Origin of the sequence: Caulobacter segnis, from assembly GCF_031454995.1 — a bacterium.
In the GTDB taxonomy this organism is placed as follows: domain Bacteria; phylum Pseudomonadota; class Alphaproteobacteria; order Caulobacterales; family Caulobacteraceae; genus Caulobacter; species Caulobacter segnis_E.
Map to the genome: position 1 here is coordinate 392,146 of NZ_JAVDRV010000002.1, position 20,306 is coordinate 412,451.

Consider the following 20,306-nt stretch of genomic DNA (forward strand, 5'->3'; position numbering starts at 1 on the left):
GGAGGCCCCATGCTTAGAAATCTCGTGAAGCTCGCCCTTGTCGTCATCGTCTCGATCGCCGCGCCTCCGGCCATGGCGCGGGCGGCGTCGCCGTCGCTTTGGGTGATGAGCTACAATATCCGCTACGACAATCCCGACGACCGGCCCGACTGGCGCGCGCGTCGCGGGCCCATGGCCCGCCAGATCGCCTTCCTTCGCCCGGACATCCTGGGCGTCCAGGAGGCGCTGGCGTCCCAGGTGGCCGATCTGTCGAAAGCGCTCCCGGACTACGTCCACTACGGCGTCGGACGCGACGACGGCGACAAGCGCGGCGAGAGCACGACGATCTTCTATCGCGCCGCCCGGTTTGAGCGATTGCTGGCGCAGACCCAGTGGTGTTCGCCGACGCCCGACCGCCCAGGCAAGGCCTATGACGCGGCTCTGCCGCGGACCTATACGCGGCTGGTGTTGCGTGATCGCGCCAGCGGCGTCCTGCTGGACGTCCGCAACGCCCATTTCGACCATGTGGGCGCGGAGTCGCGACGACTGTGCGCGCTGCAAATTCGCGATCAGGCGCCCTGGCCTGGGGCGCGCCTGATCGTCCTCGGGGACTTCAACAGCATGCCCGCCGAACCGCCTTACGTCGCTCTGACGGCTCCCGACGCCCCCCTGAAGGACGCGCGCCTCTCAAGCCCCGTGGTTTTCGGTCCGGCCGGCACCTTCAACAATTTCTCGCCGGCGGTCGCGCCGTCCGGCCCCATCGACCACATCTTCGTCGATCGCGCCCTGGCCGTGCCGCGCTTCGCCACTTTGACCGATACGGACAACGGCTTGGCGATCTCGGACCATTTCCCGGTCATCGCCGAGATCGCCTTGCCAAGCGCGGTGAAGCGCAAGCGCGCGGTCGCTAGACCGACGGACAAGCGACAAAGCCTCCCGCCGCGGGTCCAGGGTCGGCAACAGGCTAGTGGCGAGTTTGATCGGGAGGCTGGCGCGCGACTGGCGCGTCAGCCTCCCAGACCGACTAGAAGTTCATGCGGGCCGACAGGGAGACCGTGCGCCCGTTGACGGCTCGTCCGAGGCCAATGCCGTTGGTCGGAACCGACGGCGTGGTGATCTCGATGAAGGCGACCTTGTCGAACAGGTTCTCGGCGTTCAGCATCAGCTGCAACCGCTCCGTCGGACGATACTGCGCGAAGGCGCCGACGAGCGTGTAGCCCGGCATCTTCATCAGGTTGTTGTCCTGCACCCAGCTGTTGGTCTGGCCGGTAATGTTGGCGCCGATCGTCACCTGGCGAAGCTCGAACTGGGGCGAAACCTGGTAGATGAAGTCCGGTTGACGGCGCGGGACCTTACCGGCGACGGCGGCGTTCAGCTTGTCGTTGACGAGTTCGGCATGGGTATAGGTCACGCCGCCCCGCAGGCTGAACGGACCGTGGCGATAGGTCCCTTCGGCCTCCACGCCATAGGCCTTGTAGGTCCGGTCGGTGGTGATGGCGCCGGCCTGCACGTTCGTGTCTTCGGTGTCGGCCTTGAAGCCAGTGATATTCAAGGTGATGTCACGCACGCGGTACTTAAGCCCAGCTTCGAACTGCTTGACGATGTCGTAGCCGTCGGCCTTGTTGACGAGGCTGCCGTCGGTGGCGCTGACCTTGTTCGAGAACAGAAGCTTGTCGGCCCCGGCCCGCGCGCCGCGGCTGTAGCGCGCGAAGACCGCGAACGGCTCGGCGACCCGATAGTTCACGCCCACCGAATAGCTGACATAGCCGTAGTTGTAGTGGACGGGCGCCGGCCGGTCGTACGGCGTGAAGGCGGTCTTCGACTCCGCGACGGAAATGACGCCGTCGCCGTTGAAGTCCACCGGCTTTATGCCGATGCGGCCGCCACCTAGATCCGCGCCGAACAACTGGCCGCGCACGCGGCCCCCGTCGTGGCGGATGCTGCCCCCGATCGCGACCTTGCCGAAGCGATAGTTCAGCGACCCGTAGGGCGCGGTGATGTTGTATCGGAGGTCGTAGCTGCGCCGGAAAAAGGCGGTGGAGCCGGACCGGTTGAAGCCCAGATAGCCGTTCTGGGTCTGCGGCACGCCGGCGGCGTTGGTGTAGTTGATCAGGCCTGAGCCGCCGTCATCGGCCACGTCCTGGATGTGGTTACTGTACAGGTAGTCGCTGGTGTAGTCCTGCAGCGATTTGTAGACGCCGCCCGTGACCGTCAGCTCGCCGTTGCCGACGTCGTAGGCTCGGGTGGCGCGCAGATCGTTGATGAAGTTGTTCAGCGACCGCGACTCGATCCGGTTCAGCGAGGTCGCGACAATCAGGCCGTTGCCGTTGAGGGCGCCCAGATTGGTGATGACCTTGCCGGCGTTCGGGCCGGTGGCGTAGCTGTAGGTCCCGACGCCGCCGCCGAGCGAGGCCGGCAGCGCGCCGCCTGAATAGATGTTCGCGACCAGATTGCGGGTCGTCCCGCCCTGGACGTCGGCGTATCGGCCGCGCTGGGTGATCGTCCAGCCGCGGACTTCGAACTGCGATTCCAGGCCGATCGATTTTACCAGGGCGTTCATGCCCTGGCTGAGCGGAAGCACGGAAGGCTTGTTGTCGGCGTCGAGCGTGACGAGATTGCCCAGGTGGCCCGAGAGCATCGAGTCTCGCCGGACATCGTAGGTGTTGAAGCTGCCGTAGACCGGGTTGTCATTGGTTCCGGTGATGCGCACCGGGCCCGGCAGGTAGTGCGGCGAGCGGTCATCCAGATACTTGCCCGACAGTCGGACGTATCCGTTGGAAAACTGCCTGGTGAGGTTGAATTTCAACTGGCCGCCCTTGAAGGCGTCGAAGCCGACGCGGCGCGGACCTTCGCCCACCCTGTAGAAGCCGCCGATGTGGAAGCGCCACGAGTCGTTGATGGGAGCGCCGTACTCGAAATCCACGCGCTTCATGTCGTAGCCGAGTCCGGTCATCACCTGGACCGTGCCTCCGGCGACATCGCCGGTCTTGGAGATCAGGTTGATCACGCCGGCCGGCGAGTTCGACGCGAAGGTCGAGGACGAGCCGCCTCGGATGGACTCGACCGCGGCTAGGTTCAGGTCGGCGCGGATGTAGATGTCCACCGCGCCGTTGAAGAAGTCGCCGAACTCCAGGACCGGCAGGCCGTCTTCCTGAAGCTGCATGTATTTCGAGCCGCCGGACGCCAGCGGAAGGCCGCGGATCGTGTAGGCGGAGCTGCCGTCGCCCGTGGACGACTCGGTCCGGATGCCTGGGAGGTTGCGGAGCAGATCGCCAAGCGAACGCCCGCCCAAGACCTCGATGTCCTTCTCGCGCAGCGCGCTTGTCGAGGTCGCGCTGTCCAGTCGGTCGCGCCCCTTGGCGACGCCGGTGGAGAAGACCTCTTCACGACCGGCCGGCGTATTCGCCGGCTGTCCAGCAGCCTTGGCGGTTGTAACCGTGGTGGTTTCAGCTAGCGCGAACGAGGGTGCGACAAATAGAAGCGGCGATACTAGCGCTGAAATGTAGAATTTCTTCATAGTGGCTCTGGGCCCCTGCGATGTTTCTACAATATTCAAGCACGGTATTGTTTGTTGCTTTGTAAATTTCTCGAGTGTTGCGGTGGTCTTTAATTGTGTGTTAGCGCTATCATTTTGTGCGCATCTGAAAATAGCGGGCCGTCCCGGTCTGGCGCCGGTTCCCTTTGGGGTTGCGGAGGTGTCGTGACGATGGGGCGTCATGACGATGGCTGGCTGCTCTTGAGTCGCGAGCAACCCGGCGATCGCTTCAGGGCTCCGCGGGAGGCGCGGCCTGTCGCCAAGTGGGCGTCGATGATCGACCTAGAACTCAAGGGGCTAGGCGGCCGCGGTCCGAGCCGAACGCGGATCGCGCCGATCGGCGGGAAGGCCGGCCACTCGCGGGCTAACGGGTGGTTGCGGGCGCGCTCCGGCGCCCTGGCGCGGTCGACGGGGAAGATCGCGTCTCCGAGCAGGACGCCTAATGCGTGGTCTGCCACTCCAGCCAATCGCCGTAGGGGTGGCAAACCGCTAGCACGCTGGTCAGGCCTGTTGGCCATTGGGTCATGCGTAGCTCGACCCTGTCGCGGTCGGCCGTCCACTCAAAACCTATTCGTAGTAGCGGCCTTTTGTCGCTCGCCTTCGCGCCAGCCCTGGCAATCGTCTCGTCAATGCGGCGACGATCCTGGTCGCTTAGATACTGGAGGAACATCGTGTGGGTGATGGCGCGGCCGCGTCCCTCCGGCTGAGGCGTTTCCAGGTGCTGGGCCAGCCACGTCGCGGCGTCCCCCTGGTCGACACAGGGCGGATGTGCGGCGGCGATCCGAAGCGCCGCGTCGAGGCGTCGATATCGGTCCCGCTGGTCGGCCCAGGCGAAAGACAGCAGCCGCTCGCGATGTTCGGGGTTGGAGGCGTCGAGCGGTTGAAGATCGACGCCGCGCGCCGACACGACCTCCAGGGGGGCGATAGTCGGGGAGGGGCCTCGCCATTGGGGTTCGACACGAACCGCCGAGTTGGGGTCGCCGACCGAGATCGCCCCGAGCTTATAGAAATAGCGTGAGAGGTTGAGGTTTAGGCCGGCGCTCGATCCAAGATCGAGCAGTTCAAACGGCATGTTCCAGCGCGCGCGCGCCGTCAGCAGCGCCGCGACGATGGCGCCGGCCCGAGCAACTTCATTGGTCTGGGGCGGATGTCCCAGCCAGCGAGCGATGAACGCGTCTTCTTGCGACAGGGCCTCGGCGATCGCGCCGTCGAAGTCGTTGTGATCTCCGTTGTACAGCCTGGCCAGGGCGGCTGGCGCGCCGCGGCGAGCAAGGGCGTTGAGCGCGCCATTGAAGCGCATGGCGATGGCGGCGGCCGCGGGGTCGCCCTCCCAGTCGCCAATCATCGCGGCGCTGATCGGAGCGCGCGAAAGCTGACGATCCACCGCTTCGAGCACGGAGGCGACGAACGGCGATCCCATCGCGCGGCATCTGTCGGCTTGGCGCAGAAATTCGCTTCCGCCGCTGACGTCAGCGCGTTTCGTCATCCATTCGCACTCCACGTGGGACCGCGCCCAAGGTTCATCGGCGCGGCGAGGGCCGGCGGCCGCGTCATTGACCTCGCGCCGCCCTGGCGTGTGGGGCGTTGTGCGGATCCGTTCCCGCCTGGGTTCGCGACACTCGGTTACAGCCACTTTCGCGTCTTTCTCCACACCTGATCCATGGTTCCGGTCGCCGAAGCATGGCGCTCGGTTGGCTCCAAAAGTTCCGGCTGGTTCTCTAGGTGCATGATCAGCGCTTGGGTTAGATAAGGGTCTCAACCGTTAATAATTGGCCTATGTTGCAGTCATAATCGCCTCGTGTGCATATATTCGACTGTGTAGTCCGTGGATGTTGAGTCATCTCGGAGTTATCTATGAAATTCTAGGTTGCGGTATGGGCATCTATAATCTAACGGTATGTCTGTTAGGCTTTATATATACTTGCGGCAATTTGTCGCATATTAGTATATACGCCTGCGAGGCGCTCCATCCTTAATTGTTTGGACACCTTCCCACTGCCTCCTTGCGCCATCTTGCGTGGGTTTTGCGTGGGATGAAGTGGTCAGGGAGTGTTCGCGCCGGTCGGAGGCGCCTGCGCTCCACGGCCTCGGTCTCCAGCTCGCCAAGACTCAGAAGCGTTGGTCGCCGCAAGGCCCTGACACGGCAATCATGGGGAAAGTTTAGAATGAAGGTTGTTCTTCTCGCTGGCACGGCGCTCGCCGTCTTGACGATGGCTACGCCGACGCTGGCGCAAACCGCCTCGCCCGATCAGGCCGAGCTCATCGCGCTCGTCCGCGCTCAGGCCCAGGAAATCGCGAACCTGCGCGGCCGCCTGGACAAGATCGAAGGCGCTGGCGTGGCCGCCGCCCCGCGCGCGCCCGCCGCTCGTCTCGAGATCGGCGCGGCTCGCCAGCCCGTCGCGAATGACGACAGCGCCGGTGAGGCTTCCGGGCCTCAAATCGTCACGCCGGACTTGGCCGATCAGAGCATCGCTCAGGTAATCGCGGCCGCGAAGGACGCCGCGGGCGTCACGACCGAGTGGAAGGGTGGCTTGCCGACGTTCCGGTCGCCGGATGGCTTCTACATGTTCAAGATGCGCGGCCGGATCATCAGCCACGCGAGCACGACCTTCGGCTCGAACTACGACACCCGCAATATCACCACCACCGGCATGCGCGCCCTGCGCATCGGCCTGGAGGGCGGCGCGGGCGCGCATTTCTTCTACCAGTTCGAGAACGACTTCGCCGACAACGTCTCCGACGTCGGCACGGCCTTCGTCGGCTGGCGCGACACGGTGGGCGACGTCTCCTATGATGTTCGCTTCGGCAACATGTTCAACGACCGCGGCTTCGAGGGATCGAGCGGCTCGGACGCGCCGTCGTTCCTGGAGCGCAATGTCGTGGCGACCTCGATCATTCCGCAGCGCGGCTTCTACGGCATCTCGATCATGCCGCGGATCTTCTGGAAGAGCGGCCACGCCTCGATCACGCTCAGCGGCGACAGCATGGACGCCAAGCAGAGCGTTTCGGACAGCCGGACCCTGATGGCTCGCGCGCACTGGAACCCGATCAAGACGGATCGCTCGACGCTGCACCTCGGCCTCTGGGGCTTCGACGAAGACCTAGCCGTCGGCGGCGGAACCCTGACCCGCAATACGGTCATCGGCGGGCGCTTCAACGGCGCGCTGCGCGTCTCGACCGGCACGGTGACGGGCGGCACGGGCACCCGCGGCTACGGCGCGGAAGCCGGCGGCTATGTGGGCCCGTTCTGGGTCATGGGCGAAGCCGGCAAGCGCAACGCGGCGCTGGACGCCGGGCGCCCCGATCTCGTGACCAAGGCCTGGAGCCTGTCGAGTGGCTACTTCATCACCGGCGAGCTGCCGCCCTATAACGCTCGCCTCGGCACCTTCGCCCAGCCCAAGGTTCGCAACCCCGTTCTGCGGGGCGGCCCGGGCGCGGTCGAGCTGCTCGCGCGCTACGAGAACATCGACTATTCGGGCGTTCCGACGGCCGGTGACGGCTGGGCGGCGACCGGTGGCGTGAACTGGTATCTGGATAACGTGATCCGGCTCCAGTTCAATGTAATCCATTGGAGCGCCATGAACCGTTCGGGCGTCTATCCGACCAAGGACAGCGGGCAAACCGTCAGCGGCGGGATCGGCATCACCTTCTAGGCCGAACCGTTCGTTGGAGCGCGTCGGCGGCCCCGGATTCTTTCATGCGAAGGAAAAGCCTCGGGTCGCTGGCGAAGCTTCCGTCGACCGCGTTCGCGTCGAGGTCCTCTATTTTGACGAAATGGATCTATCGCTTGGGTAGTGAAGTCCTCAAATAGAGGTTTATCGAATGCTTCTTCTCCGCCAGTAGTTGAGGTGGTGATTAAGCTTTTAATGATAAAAGTGCGATAAATTTGTATCGATCAAGTGATTCCGTCGGTAGTTTTTGTTGCGACAGGCATCTCTCGACCGTATTTCGATGGAGCATACCGTGATCAAGGCAATGAGTATTCCGCGCAAGTTGAGTATTTCATTCGTTCTGATTTGCGTGTCGGCCGCGATCATCATGTTGGTGTTTTTTGCGACGATCTCGGCGATCCAGACATCGACCAAGAGCAACAATCTCGCCCAGTCGATCCATGCCCAGACCTTGGCGCTCGAAACCGCGATTCTGCGGCAGAACAGCCAGTTCAGAGGCTTTCTCGTCACCGGCGATGAGACCTATCTGAAGTCGTATTACGAAGGGCGCGACGAGTACGACAAGGTCGCCGCCGAGCTGAAGCCCATGCTTTCGAGCCCTTCGCAGCTGGAGCAGCTCGAGGCCTCGCGCGTCGCCACCGTGGCTTGGCGAAAGAACTGGGGCGACCGGTTGATCGCCGTGGTCCGGGAAGGTCGCCGCGAAGACGCCCAGGAGATGGTCCGGAACGCCGGCAAGAAGGTGCTCGTCAGCCAGGCCGTGCAGCCGTTGCGTGATATCCGCAAGGACCAGACCAAGCTTATCGAGCAGAACGGTCAACGCCAGAACGCCGCGATCGTCACCGCTATCGTGGCCCTGATCATGGGCGGCGTGGCGCTGATCGGCGTCGCGATGGGTCTCTCGGCCATGCTGAGCCGGATGATCGCGCGCCCAATCACCCAGCTGACCAGCGCCATGGCCGAGCTCGCCAAGGGAAACAACGACATCACCGTCGACGTCGATCGCGCCGATGAGGTGGGCGACATGGCGCGGGCCGTGTTGGTGTTTCGCGACACCGCAGTGTCCAAGGCCCTGGCGGACCAGGCCAAGGCCAAGGCTGATCAGGCCAAGGCGGAGGCCGACATGGCCAAGGCGGAGGCTGACGCGGCGGCTCGGGAAGTGGTGCAAAACCTCTCGGCGGCGCTTGAGCGCCTCGCCATGGGCAATCTGAGCTTGCCGATCGAGACGCGCTTCCCCGCGGATTATGAAAAGCTCCGGAGCGACTACAATACGGCGCTGCGCAGTCTAACCGACCTGATCGGTGACATCTCGAGCGGCGTGAGCAGCCTCGGCGAGGGCGCGCACGACATCAGCAGCGCGGCCGACCAAATGGCCCATCGCACCGAGCAACAGGCGGCGAGCCTTGAGCAAACGGCCGCCGCGCTGAATGAAATCACCGTCGCGGTGCAAGCGGCGTCGGGCGGCGCTGGCATGGCCAAGCAAGCTGTCGATGTGGCGCACAAGGATGTCGAGCGCAGCGGGCAGACCATGGGCGAAGCCGTCGCCGCGATGGAGCGGATCGAGGCCTCGTCCCGCGAGATGGAGTTGATCGTGGGAACGATCGACGAGATCGCCTTCCAGACCAATCTTCTCGCGCTTAACGCGGGCGTCGAAGCCGCGCGCGCTGGCGAGTCGGGCCGCGGCTTCGCCGTGGTGGCCCAGGAAGTGCGGGCGCTCGCCCAAAGGTCGGCCGAGGCCGCCAAGGAGATCAAGGCGCTCATTTCCAGCTCGAATGAACAGGTTCAGCTTGGCGCCAAGCTCGTCAATGAGACGGGGGGCGCCCTGGACAAGGTTGTCGGCCAGTTCGGCGAAATTTCCCGTCTCGTGACGGAGATCGCCAGCTCGGCCACCGAGCAGGCGAGCGGCCTGAATGAGGTGAACGTCGCGGTCAACCAGATGGATCGCTTCACCCAGCAAAACGCCGCCATGGTCGAAGAGAGCACGGCGGCCAGCCATGCCATTCGCGCCGAGACCGAACGTCTCAGGTCCAAGGTTTCGGTATTCAGAGTCGCCTCCAGCGCGGCGCGGAGCGCTTCCGCGGCCGCCTAGAGCCAGAGGTTACATAAGCCCCTGGGTCGGTGAATCCTTCCCGTGGCCATCGGACGCGCGATGTCGGCGTCCGATGGCGGCAAGGGGCTCTCGACGCGCGGTCGCCGAGCTTGGCGTGGATCCTGGACTTGGCGTACGGCGCGAAACGGGGACGCGCCGCTAGCGTCGGCGGTTCCGGGGCGGCGAGGTGCCCGGGGGCGGTCGCCCCGCGTCACCTCGCCTAATCCTCGGCTGATCAACGCCGCGGTCGTCTCGCGATCGACGCCAACTAGAACTTCCGGCTCAGGCTGAGACCCCATTCGCGCGGACGGCCGTAGCTGGCTTCCTTCAGGCCAAAGCCGCTGGAGGCGTTACCCGAGACCTTGTAGCGCTCGTCCGACAGGTTGGAGCCGAACAGCGCCACCTGCCACAGCTGGTCCGGAGACGCATAGGCCAGTCGCGCCCCGAACAGATCATAGGCGGGCTGCGTCAGGTCGGGATCGTTGGCCACGTCGTTGTAGACGGTGCTGTAGTGGCTCCAGTCGACGCGGGCGGTCACGCGTCCGCCGTTCGGCAATTCCCGGCCGTACTCGACGCCGCCGTTCAGCGTCCACTTGGGCGCCTTGACGAAGTGAGTGGCCAGGGTGATCGGCAGCACCTGGCCGGCCGCAAGCCCGTTGCCGACCTCGGTGTACTTGGCGTCCATATAGCCGCCGCCGAAATTGAAGCTCCAATTCGTCGTTGGCCTGGCCTGCAGTTCGACCTCGACGCCCTTGACCTCGCCGGCCGCGGCGTTGGCGACGAAGTTGCGCGGCGTCTGGTTCACCGTCACCTGGATGTCCTGATAGTCGCTGAAGTAGCCGGCGACGTTCAGGATCAGGCGGCGATCCAGCCAAGCCGTCTTGGCGCCGGCCTCGTAGGTCACCAGCGTTTCAGGCTGATACTCGGTGACCTCGGAGGCGTCGTTGAGCGGGCGGGCGTTGAAGCCGCCGCTCTTGAAGCCCTTGCCGATCGAGCCGTACAGCAGGATGTCCGGCGTCGCCTTGAACTCCAGTCCGACCTTCGGCGTGAACGAGTTCCAAGAGCCGCTACGCGACAGCAGCGCGATAACGACGCCGTCGCGAATGCGGCGGTGGTCAAGCACGTAGTCCTTCTCATCGCGGTTGTAGCGCGCCCCGAGCGTGGCGCTCAGCCGGTCGGTCAGGGTGAGGCTGCCTTGCGCGAAGGCGGCGTAGGTCGTGCTCGTGACCTTGGTGTAGACGGCCGCCGAGGGGCTGTAGGGCGGGGGAGACGCGCCCGGCGCCAGGCCCAGCGCCAGCTTCGCGAAGCCCGAGTCGGTGCCGCGCTCGCGGAAGGCGTAGACGCCGGTCACCCAGGTCAGGCGGTTGTCGAAGGACTCGCCGCTGAGCTGGAATTCCTGGCTGTATTGCGCCTGAACGTCGTGGTTGAAGGTCTCGCGGAACGTGAAGGGCGTGTTGTCGCCATCCCGCGCGAAGGTTGCTTTCAGGCCCCGCACCGCGCTGATGCTCTTGAACGAAACCGCGCCCAGATCCCAATCCACCGTGGCCGAGGTTCCCCACAGGTCCAGGTCGTTGATGTTGGGGCCCGTGCCATAGGTCGTGTACGGATCGTTCGTGAGGAACGAGGTGTTCAGCGTCTTCGACCCGTTCGGCGCGGTGATGCCCAGGCCCGGCGCGACATAGGTGTTGAAGTTGGGGATGAACGGTCCGGCGACGAAGCCCGGAACCGACCCGATCACCAGAAGCTTCTGCGGCGCGGAGTGCTCGCGGGCGCGGGTGTAGTCCGCCGACAGGTTGACGGTGACCGCCTCGGACGCTTGCCAGCGCAACTGAGCCCGAGCGGCCGTGGCGTTGCGATCGCCCAGGTCGTCGCCCGTCAGAAGGCGCTTGCCATAGCCGTCGCGCGTGAGGCGCGCGGCCGAGAGGCGAGCCGAGACCTTGTCGCTCAGCGGGATGTCGACATGGCCCTTCACGTCGCGGCGGTCGAGACTGCCGATCACGCCCTCGATCTTGCCGCCGAACGTGTCCTTCGGCTGGTCGGTAGTGATGATCACCGCGCCGCCGATGGTGTTCTTGCCGAACAGAGTGCCCTGCGGCCCACGCAGCACTTCGATCCGGCTGACGTCGAAGGCGTCCAGCGTGCCGCCAATGGAGCGGGCGTAGTAGACGCCGTCGACATAGACCCCGACGCCGGGGTCGCTGAAGATCGCGAAGTCATTCTGGCCGACGCCGCGGATGAAGACCGTGGCGTTGTAGTTGCCGCCGCTCAGCGCCGCCGCCCCGTCGAAGCGGATGCTGGGCGCGAACTTGGCGATCTGGTCGACGCTTTCGACGCCCCGGCTCTGCAAGGCTTCGCCGCCCAGCGCCGTGACGGCGACAGGCGTGTCCTGAAGGCGCTCTTCCCGTCGCCGGGCCGTGACGACGACTTCCTCGATCTGGGCGGTCTCGCCCGTGTTTGTCGCCTGAGCCAAGGCCGGCGTCGCGGTCGCCTGGACCCCCGCCACCGCGCAGACCATCAGGCCGCCGGCGCGCAGGCGGCCGGAAACGTTCCCAATCCTGGGCATTTCTTTTCCTCCCTTGAGTACGTCGATGACCATCGGACGCGAGCGCCCCCAGCCGTTTGATTGTTATGCGTACTAACTATTTCAGAGCATGATTGTATGCCGTGCGCAACAGCGTCTAAGGCGATGCCGCGCATTCAAATAACGATGTGTTGCGGAAGGGCCGCGCCCGCCGGGGCGGTCGGCGCGCGCGGACGCGCTCCGGCCCGTGGATCGAAGCGCGCCGCGGCCCGGCGACGGAGGCGATCGGCTAGTTGTCGGTCGCCGCGGACCGCGCGCTGAGCCAGAGGCAAACGGCTCCGCCGGCCGCCAGTATGGGCAGCAACGCCAGCAGGACTTGTCCAGGCGCGCGGCCGGCCCCGATCAGGGAGGCCGCCAGCAAGGGACCCGCCGCCGAGCCGAGACGGCCCATCACGACCGCCGCCCCGACGCCGGTGCCGCGCAGGCGCGCCGGATAGAAGCTGGGCGCCATGCCGTAGACCGTGGACTGCACGCCCGAGATCGTGGCGCCCAGCGCCGCGCCGACGAACAGGAAGACCACCAACGATGGCGGCGCCACGGCGGCGGCGACCAGAGAGGTCGCGGAGGCGCCGAAGACCGCCAGGATGGTCACGGGGCGCCCCTTGGGGTGGTCCATCAGCCATCCGGTCACCACGCTTCCGGCGGCCCCCGCAAGGTTGAAGGCCATCTGGACGAGGCCGGCGTCGGGCCGGCTGAGGCCCTGGCCGATCAGAAGCGACGGAAGCCAGCTGAGCAGCAGGTACATGATCAGCAGGGCCAGGAAGAAGGCCAGCCACAGCAGCATGGTCGTCAGGCCCCGGCCTTCGCCGGCGACGGCCTCCACGAAACCGGACCTTTCGTCGGCGACGTTGGATGGAGCGGCTTTGGACGGATTGGGCAATAGTGGGATGGCCAGCGCGAGCGCCAGCAAGGGGCCGACGCCGCCGACATGGAAGATCACGCGCCAGTCGGACGGATCCGCCCCGGCCAGGCTGACCAGGCTGGCGACGGCGCCGCCGCAGGGCAGGCCGGCATAGAGAAAGCCGACGGCCCGGCCGCGGAGCCGGGGCTCGACGCTTTCAGCCACGATGGCGATCAGGTTCGGCAGGGCGCCGCCCAGGCCGACGCCGGTCAGGAAACGGGCCCACAGCAGTCCATTGAGGTCGGTGGCGAGGCCGGTCGCGATCGACAGCAAGCCGAACACCGCGACGGAAAAGAGCAGGGTCGTCTTGCGACCCAGTTGGTCGGACAATCGCCCGCCGATGGCCGCGCCCAGCATCAGCCCGAACGTGCTGACGCTGAAGAACCATCCGAGGGCGTCGGGGCCGAGGCCCAGGTCGGGCGCCAGCCGGGGCGCGGCGACGCCGGCTGACTGCAGATCGAAGCCTTCGAAGACGGCCAGAAGGCAACAGATGGCGACGGCGACCAGATTGTTACGCGGGCGCGCCGGGTCGTTCCCATTGAGCATGGACTTTCCCCCTGTGGTTTCCTCGGCGCTCTCCGGCGCGATTTTTGATATGTGTCATAACTATTATGGGGTGTCGCCCCTATTCGCGACCGATCGGCGCGAATCCGGTCGTCGTGCTAGACAAGACCACACACGAGAAAGACGCGTTGATGACGAGCGCTGCGAAACGCAAGGCGGAGACCGAGGCCAGCCCCTCGCTGGGCGGCCTCGAGACGACGGTGGGGTTCGTCCTTCGCCTGGCTCAGGTCGCGGTGTTCAAGGACCTGCTGGCGGCCCTCAAGCCGTTCGACCTGCGGGTCACCGATCTATCCGTGCTGCTGGTCATCGAAGCCACGCCGGGACTTCAGCAACGCGTGATCGGCGACATGCTGCGAATTCAGCGTCCGAACCTGGTGATCATCCTGGATCAGCTTCAGGCGCGGGGCCTAGTGCGCCGCGATCCGGTCCCAGGCGATCGGCGCTCTTACGCCCTGTCCATCACGCCAGAGGGCGCCGCGCTGCTTCGGGGCGCCAAGGCGGCCCACGCGGCTCACGACCAAAAGGTGCTGGAGGCCCTGGGGGGGCTCGAGAAGGAGCGGATGCTGGCCGTCCTCGAACGGATCGCCGCCATCTAGGTGGACGGAAGCGCCCTACGAGCCGTGGCCGCCCGAGCCGCTGCTGATTGGTGTCCACCAAACAACGCTTATGGAGCTTGTCGAGCAGGGAGCGTGGAGGCTCAGCCCAGCTCGGCGATCACCTCGGCGGCCTCGGTGAAGGCGGTGTTGGCGGCGGGCACGCCAGCGTAGATCGCCGTCTGCATCAGCACCTCCTTCAACTCCTCCTGGGTGAAGCCGCCTTGCTCGAGCCCCGCGCGGACGTGGAGGCGGAACTCCTCCCACCGCGCCAGGCTGGCGCAGATGGCCAGAACCAGCAGGCGGCGGGTGCGGTGATCCAGGCCCGGCCGGCCCCAGATCTCGTTCCAGGCGTAGCGGGTGATCATCGCCTGGTAGTCGGCGGTGAAGGCGGTGCGCTTGGCCAGGGACTTGTCGACCCAGGCGTCGCCCAGCACCTTGCGGCGGGTTTCCAGGCCCGCCTCGAACAGCGTGTCCTTGGCCTCGCGCACGGCGCTCCCGCGCCGCACCTCGCGCACGAAGTCCCGCACCGCGCCGGCCAGGGCCGTGGGCGCTTCCAGGCTGGGCAGATGCGCGCCGCCGATCTCGACATGGCGAGCGCCGGCTACGTTGGCGACGATGCGCTCGCCATGGCCCGCATAGGGGGTGGCGAGGTCCTTGGCGCCGGTGACCACGAGGGTCGGGGCGGCGATGGCCTGCAGGCGCTCCAGGAGGGCCATGTCACGGATGGCCGCGCCGCAGCCGGCGTAGCCGTCGACGCTCTGGGCCAGCATGCCGGCGCGCACGGTCTCGACGACCTCGGGATGCTGGGCGCGGAAGGCGTCGGAGAAGAAGCGGCCCATCACCGCCTCGACGATCGCGCCCATGCCCTCGGCGCGGATCAAGGCCAGGCGCTGGTCCCAGGTGGAAGGATCCATGGCCGCCGAGGTGCAGGCCAGGATCAGCGCCTCGACCCGCTGGGGCGCCTTGGCGGCTAGGGTCATGGCGATCATGCCGCCCAGCGAGGTGCCGCACAGGCTGGCCTTGTCGACGCCGGCGGCGTCCATCACCGCCAGGACGTCATCGGCCAGGAGGTCCAGGCTGTAGTCGACGGCCGGCGCGTCGGAGGCCCCGTGGCCGCGCGTGTCCAGGCGGATGACGCGGAAGTCCGGGGTCAGCAGCGGAACGACCGGATCGTAGAGCGACAGGTCCGTGCCGATCGAGGTTAGCAGCACCAGGGCCGGCTTGTCGGCCGCGCCGTCCTGACGCCAGTAGAGGCGGGCGCCGTGCGAGATCGCGAAGGGCATCAGCGGTCCTTTTCGTAATCGGCCAGCGCCTGGGCGACCAGCGCCGCGCTCTCGCCCGTGTCGGTCCCGACCTGGGCGGCGGCGAGGTTGGCGGCCATGCGGCTCTCGTCGACCTCCAGGCCTTCGATGACCGTGACCATGGCGGCGAGGGCGCCGTGGGTCAGTTGGAATAGCTCGGCGAGCACAGACCCCTCGGCCTGCCAGCCGCCGAGGCCGCGCTCATGCTGCTGGGACGGGGCCGAGACGATGGTCGCGGCCAGATGCGGCGCGCGGATCGCCGCCGACAGGGCGACCTGGCATCCGGTCGGATTGCGCTTGTGGGCCATCGCCGAGGAGCCGCCTCGTCCGGCCTGGCGCGGTTCGAAGGCCTCGCCGACCTCGACCTGGGCCATCAGCGCGACGTCGCCGGCGATCTTGCCGATCGCGCCAGTCAGGATGGCGAGCGCGGAGGCCAGACCCGCCACGCCCTGGCGCTCGGCATGCCAGGGGAGGGCGGCCGGAAGATTCAGGCGCGCGGCCAGCCGTTCCGCCAGCGCCGCGCCCTGTCCGCCGAGACCGGCGCGCGAGCCGGTGGCGCCGCCGAACTGCAGGCGGATGGCGGGGGTCTCGCGCTCGAACCGATCAAGCGCCCCGGCCACGCCCGACAGCCAGGTCGAAACCTTCAGGCCAAAGGTGATCGGCAGGGCGGCCTGGAGCAGGGTGCGGCCCAGCATCGGGGTGGATTGGTGTTTGCGCGCCAAAGCCGCGAGGGCGTCGGTCAGCCGCGCCGCGTCACGCTGGATCAGCGCCGCGCCATCGCGGGCCTGAAGCATCAGCGCGGTGTCCGCGAGGTCCTGGCTGGTCGCGCCCTTGTGGACGCGCGCGGCGGCCTCGGGCGGCGACACGCGGGCCCGCAGGCGCTCGACCAGCGGAATGGCCAGGGTGCCCGCGTGGGCGGCGGCCTCGGCCAGTTCGGGGATGTCGAACGTCGACGCGCAGGCGGCGGCGATCGCCTCGGCGTCATCTCGCGGGATCAGTCCCAACTCGGCCTGGGCCAGGGCCAGCTCGGCTTCGAACGCCAGGGCCGCCTTCAGCAGCGCCTCGTCGCCGAACACGGCCAGCATCTCCGGCGTCGAGGTCGGTCGGTCGCGCAGCAGGGAAGGCAAGGGCGGGCGACTCCGTTCAGCGTCAGATGTCGAAGAAGACCGTTTCGCGTTCGCCTTGCAAGATGATGTCGAAGCGCCAGACGGCGGCCCCGTCCTCTTGCCCGACGCGGCGGGCGATCAGCGTGTCGCGACGCTGGGCGGGAACGAGATCGAGGATCGCGTCGCTGGCGTTGGCGGCGTCGCCCTCGAAATAGGCCCGGGTGACCAGGCGCTTGAGCAGGCCGCGACCGAAGACGCCGACGGCGATGTGCGGCGCGTGGCCGTCGCCGATCGCGCCGGGACGAAGGGTGCGGAAGCGGTAGATCCCTTCCTCGTTGGTCGAGGACCGGCCAAAGCCGATGAAACCGGTGTTGCCCTCGGCGTAGCGGCCGGCCGCGTCGGCCTGCCAGATCTCGACCATGGCGTCGGGGATGACCTGGCCGTCGGCGTCGATCACCGCGCCTTCGAGGATGATCGTCTCGCCCGCGATCTCGCCCTTGGGGCTGGGCGAGGCCAGCACGTAGTGCTCGGGCGGCATCAGCTCGGGGCGCGCGCCGATCTCGCTGGTCCCGACCAGGTCGGCGCCGCCCTTCCAGGGCAGGCCGTAGTGGAAGAAGGGGCCGACCGTCTGCCAGGGCGTCTGGCCGAAGATCGCCGGATCCTGGTTGTCCTGGCGCGGGGCGGGACGGGCTTGTTCGGGGGTCATTGGCCGTTCTCGAAAGGCGTGGCGTCACGGCCGCGCAGGACGATGTCGAAGATGTAGCCCAAGGCCCAGTTGGGCTCGGTCGTCTCGAGGTCGAAGCGCGAGACCATCCGCTGGCGGAAGGGCATGGGCACGGCGTTGGCGATCGGGTCGATCTCGATCAGCGGATCGTCCGGGAAGTACATCTGGGTCACCAGCCGGGTGGCGAAGGCCGGGCCCAGCAGCGACAGGTGGATGTGCGACGGACGCCAGGCGTTCTTGTGGTTCCGCCAGGGATAGGCGCCCGGCCGCACGGAGATGAAGCGGTAGCGGCCCTCGGCGTCGGTGATCACCCGCCCGGCGCCGGTGAAGTTGGGGTCCAGCGGCGCGTCCCACTGGTCCTTCTTGTGGATGTAGCGGCCGGCGGCGTTGGCCTGCCAGACCTCGACCACGGTATGGGGGACGGGGCGGCCGTCCTCGTCCACGACGCGGCCCGAGACGACGATCCGCTGGCCCAGGGGCGTTCCCTTGTGCTGGGTCGTCAGGTCCGCCATCGACTCGCCCATCAGCCGCGACCAGGCGTTCGCCGGGCCGGTGGTCTCGGTCAGGGTGTGAGGGATCCTGACCAGCGGCTCGCGGGGCGAGCGCGCGACGGTCGAGCCGTAGTCGGGATACAGCGAGGGCGGCTGGCCCGCGTCCTCGCGGCGGTAGGAACCAGGCAGGATCAGGCTCATGAGGGTCTCCTAGACGCGCTCGAAGGCGAGAGCGGCGCCCTGGCCGACGCCGATGCAAAGGGTGGCGAGGCCGCGCTTCCCGCCGGTCGCCTCGAGTTGCCGCAGGGCGGTGAGGACCAGCCGCGCGCCGGACGCGCCCAGGGGGTGGCCGAGCGCGATGGCGCCGCCGTTGGCGTTCACGTGCGCGCCGTCGTCGGGCAGGCCCAGTTGGCGCAGGACCGCCAGGCCCTGGGCGGCGAAGGCCTCGTTCAACTCGACCGCGTCGAAGTCGCCGATCGACAGGCCGGTCTTGGCCAGCAGCTTGCGAACCGCCGGGACCGGGCCGACGCCCATGACGCGCGGCGGCACGCCGGCCGTGGCGTAGCCGGTGATCCGAGCGCGCGGCGTCAGGCCGTGACGCTTCACGGCGTCTTCCGAGGCGACGATCAGGGCCACCGCGCCGTCATTGACGCCCGAGGCGTTGCCGGCCGTGACCGTACCGCCTTCGCGCACCACGGGCTTCAGCTTGGCCAGCGCCTCCAGCGTGGTCTCGCGCGGGTGCTCGTCGCGATCGACGATCGTGGGGCCGGCCTTGCCGGGGATCTCGACGGGGGTGATCTCGCCCGCCAGGAAGCCGTTGGCCTGGGCCGCCGCGGCGCGCTGCTGGCTGCGCAGGGCGAAGGCGTCCTGGTCCTCGCGGCTGACCTGGTAGTCGGTCGCGACGTTCTCGGCGGTTTCGGGCATGGAGTCGACGCCGTAAGCTTTACGCATCGCCGGGTTCACGAACCGCCAGCCGATGGTGGTGTCGTGGATCTCGGCGTTGCGCGAGAAGGCGCTGTCGGCCTTGCCCATCACGAACGGCGCGCGGCTCATGCTCTCGACGCCGCCGGCGATGACGAGGTCGTTCTGACCCGACAGGATGGCGCGCGCGGCGTAGCCGACGGCCTCCAGGCCCGAGGCGCAGAGGCGGTTGACGGTGACGCCGGGGACCTCGACCGGGTAGCCGGCCAGCAGCAGGGCCATGCGGGCGACGTTGCGGTTGTCCTCGCCGGCCTGGTTGGCGCAGCCCATCACGACCTCGTCGAGGGCGGACAGGTCCAGGCCGGGATTCCGCGCGGCCAGCGCCTTCAGCGGGATCGCCGCCAGGTCATCGGCCCGCACCTTGGCGAGCGCGCCGCCGTAGCGGCCGATCGGGGTGCGGATCCCGTCACAGAGATAGGCGGTGGTCATGCGAAAGCTCCCGCGTCGAAATCGGCCTCGGTCTTGGCCTTGATCTCGTCGAGGGTGACGCCGGGCGCCAGCTCGAGCAACGTCAGTCCGCCACCCTTTCGGTCCAGGTCGAAGACGCAGAGATCGGTGATGACCATGTCGACGCAGGCCGCGCCGGTGAGGGGAAGGGCGCAGCGCTTGAGGACCTTGCTCTGGCCGGCCTTGTTGGCGTGATCCATGACCACGATGACCCGCTTGACGCCAGCCACCAGGTCCATGGCGCCGCCCATGCCCTTCACCATCTTGCCCGGAATCGTCCAGTTGGCGATGTCGCCGTTCTGGGCCACCTCCATCGCGCCCAGCACCGTCAGGTCGATGTGGCCGCCGCGGATCATGGCGAAGCTTTGGGCGCTGTCGAAGAAGCTGGAGGTCGGCAGCTTGGTGATCGTCTGCTTGCCGGCGTTGATCAGGTCCGGGTCGGCTTCGCCCTCGTAGGGGAAGGGACCCATGCCCAGCATGCCGTTCTCGCTCTGCAGGGTGACGTGCACGCCCTCGGGGATGTGGTTGGCCACCAGGGTGGGGATGCCGATGCCGAGGTTGACGTAGAAGCCGTCCTTCAGTTCACGGGCGGCGCGGGCCGCCATCTCGTCGCGGGTCCAGGCCACTACACGGTCTCCCGAGGACGGGTGGTCAGTTTCTCGATGCGCTTTTCGTTGATCGTCGAGCGGATGATGCGGTCGACATAGATGCCGGGCGTGTGGATCGAATTCGCGTCCAGCTCGCCGGCCTCGACGATCTCCTCGACCTCGACGATCGTCACCTTGCCGGCCGTGGCCATGACCGGGTTGAAGTTGCGGGCCGTCATCCGGAACATCAGGTTGCCCTCTGGGTCGGCCTTCCACGCCTTGACGATGGCGAGGTCGGCGCGCAGCCAGGTCTCGCGGACGTACTGTTCGCCCTCGAAGGTCTCGACGGGCTTGCCCTCGGCCACGACCGTGCCGACGCCGGTCTTGGTGTAGAAGGCCGGGATGCCCGCGCCGCCGGCGCGGATGCGCTCGGCCAGGGTGCCCTGCGGGTTCAGCTCCAGCTCCAGCTCGCCCGACAGATAGAGCTGCTCGAACAGTTTGTTCTCGCCGACATAGGACGAGATCATCTTCCGGATCTGGCCGTTGTTCAGCAGCATCCACAGACCGAAGCCGTCGGCCCCGCAATTGTTGCTGATCACCGTCAGGCCCTTGACGCCGGTGTCCTTCAGGGCCGGGATCAGGGTCTCGGGATTGCCCGACAGGCCAAAGCCTCCGGACATCAGGGTCATGCCGTCGAAGACGACGCCCTCCAGGGCCGCGGCGGCGCTCTCGTAGATCTTGCTCTTCATGGGGTCT

15 protein-coding genes are annotated in these 20,306 nt (G+C 67.1%); 4 read left to right on the top strand and 11 right to left on the bottom strand.

Annotated features, from left to right (window positions below):
• The first annotated feature begins 9 nt into the window (after positions 1-9).
• On the top strand, positions 10-1,047 hold the full coding sequence (locus tag J2728_RS08005) for an endonuclease/exonuclease/phosphatase family protein (protein ID WP_309998132.1): 1,038 nt from the start codon (positions 10-12) through the stop codon (positions 1,045-1,047).
• On the opposite strand, the gene J2728_RS08010 is transcribed toward J2728_RS08005, so the two are convergent.
• Positions 1,004-3,496, bottom strand: a complete 2,493-nt coding sequence (locus J2728_RS08010) for a TonB-dependent receptor domain-containing protein (protein WP_309998134.1) — start codon at positions 3,494-3,496, stop codon at positions 1,004-1,006. The two genes, J2728_RS08005 and J2728_RS08010, sit on opposite strands and share 44 nt — an antisense overlap.
• A 457-nt stretch (positions 3,497-3,953) precedes the next feature.
• Positions 3,954-5,165 (bottom strand): DUF2332 domain-containing protein, encoded by a 1,212-nt coding sequence (locus J2728_RS08015; RefSeq protein ID WP_309998135.1) that lies wholly within the window; start codon positions 5,163-5,165, stop codon positions 3,954-3,956.
• Between the two features lie 514 nt (positions 5,166-5,679).
• Between J2728_RS08015 and J2728_RS08020 the strand changes: the two genes are divergently transcribed.
• Positions 5,680-7,167, top strand: a complete 1,488-nt coding sequence (locus tag J2728_RS08020) for an OprO/OprP family phosphate-selective porin (protein WP_309998136.1) — start codon at positions 5,680-5,682, stop codon at positions 7,165-7,167.
• Positions 7,168-7,552: 385 nt separating this feature from the next.
• Positions 7,553-9,271: a methyl-accepting chemotaxis protein gene (locus J2728_RS08025; protein WP_309998138.1), complete on the top strand. Its 1,719-nt coding sequence runs from the start codon at positions 7,553-7,555 to the stop codon at positions 9,269-9,271.
• Positions 9,272-9,539: 268 nt separating this feature from the next.
• Here J2728_RS08025 and J2728_RS08030 read toward each other — a convergent pair whose 3' ends face one another.
• Together J2728_RS08030 and mhpT are read right to left on the bottom strand one after the other, a co-directional pair.
• Positions 9,540-11,834, bottom strand: coding sequence for a TonB-dependent receptor (locus J2728_RS08030; protein ID WP_309998140.1), 2,295 nt, complete (start codon positions 11,832-11,834; stop codon positions 9,540-9,542).
• Between the two features lie 247 nt (positions 11,835-12,081).
• On the bottom strand, positions 12,082-13,299 hold the full coding sequence (gene mhpT, locus J2728_RS08035) for a 3-(3-hydroxy-phenyl)propionate transporter MhpT (RefSeq protein WP_309998142.1): 1,218 nt from the start codon (positions 13,297-13,299) through the stop codon (positions 12,082-12,084).
• A 149-nt stretch (positions 13,300-13,448) separates the two neighbouring features.
• On the opposite strand from mhpT, the gene J2728_RS08040 reads away from it, so the two are divergent.
• Positions 13,449-13,913, top strand: coding sequence for a MarR family winged helix-turn-helix transcriptional regulator (locus J2728_RS08040; protein ID WP_309998144.1), 465 nt, complete (start codon positions 13,449-13,451; stop codon positions 13,911-13,913).
• Between the two features lie 101 nt (positions 13,914-14,014).
• Here J2728_RS08040 and pcaDC read toward each other — a convergent pair whose 3' ends face one another.
• Genes pcaDC through J2728_RS08075 form a run of 7 tightly spaced genes read right to left on the bottom strand, consistent with a single transcriptional unit; the run spans position 14,015 to position 20,299 of the window.
• A complete protein-coding gene (gene pcaDC, locus J2728_RS08045; protein WP_309998146.1) occupies positions 14,015-15,196 on the bottom strand; it encodes a bifunctional 3-oxoadipate enol-lactonase/4-carboxymuconolactone decarboxylase PcaDC in 1,182 nt (393 codons plus the stop codon).
• Entirely contained in the window at positions 15,196-16,341 is a 1,146-nt protein-coding gene (pcaB, locus tag J2728_RS08050; RefSeq protein WP_309998147.1) for a 3-carboxy-cis,cis-muconate cycloisomerase, read from the bottom strand. Before pcaB ends, pcaDC begins: the two co-directional genes overlap by 1 nt.
• Before the next feature lie 22 nt (positions 16,342-16,363).
• Positions 16,364-17,026, bottom strand: a complete 663-nt coding sequence (gene pcaG / locus J2728_RS08055; RefSeq protein ID WP_309998148.1) for a protocatechuate 3,4-dioxygenase subunit alpha — start codon at positions 17,024-17,026, stop codon at positions 16,364-16,366.
• Positions 17,023-17,736 (bottom strand): protocatechuate 3,4-dioxygenase subunit beta, encoded by a 714-nt coding sequence (gene pcaH / locus J2728_RS08060; RefSeq protein ID WP_404979723.1) that lies wholly within the window; start codon positions 17,734-17,736, stop codon positions 17,023-17,025. The genes pcaG and pcaH overlap by 4 nt, the downstream gene beginning before the upstream one ends.
• Positions 17,737-17,745: 9 nt before the next feature.
• On the bottom strand, positions 17,746-18,945 hold the full coding sequence (pcaF, locus tag J2728_RS08065) for a 3-oxoadipyl-CoA thiolase (protein WP_309998150.1): 1,200 nt from the start codon (positions 18,943-18,945) through the stop codon (positions 17,746-17,748).
• Positions 18,942-19,589 (bottom strand): CoA transferase subunit B, encoded by a 648-nt coding sequence (locus tag J2728_RS08070; RefSeq protein ID WP_309998151.1) that lies wholly within the window; start codon positions 19,587-19,589, stop codon positions 18,942-18,944. Before J2728_RS08070 ends, pcaF begins: the two co-directional genes overlap by 4 nt.
• Entirely contained in the window at positions 19,589-20,299 is a 711-nt protein-coding gene (locus tag J2728_RS08075; RefSeq protein ID WP_309998153.1) for a CoA transferase subunit A, read from the bottom strand. The genes J2728_RS08070 and J2728_RS08075 overlap by 1 nt, the downstream gene beginning before the upstream one ends.
• Between the last annotated feature and the right edge of the window lie 7 nt (positions 20,300-20,306).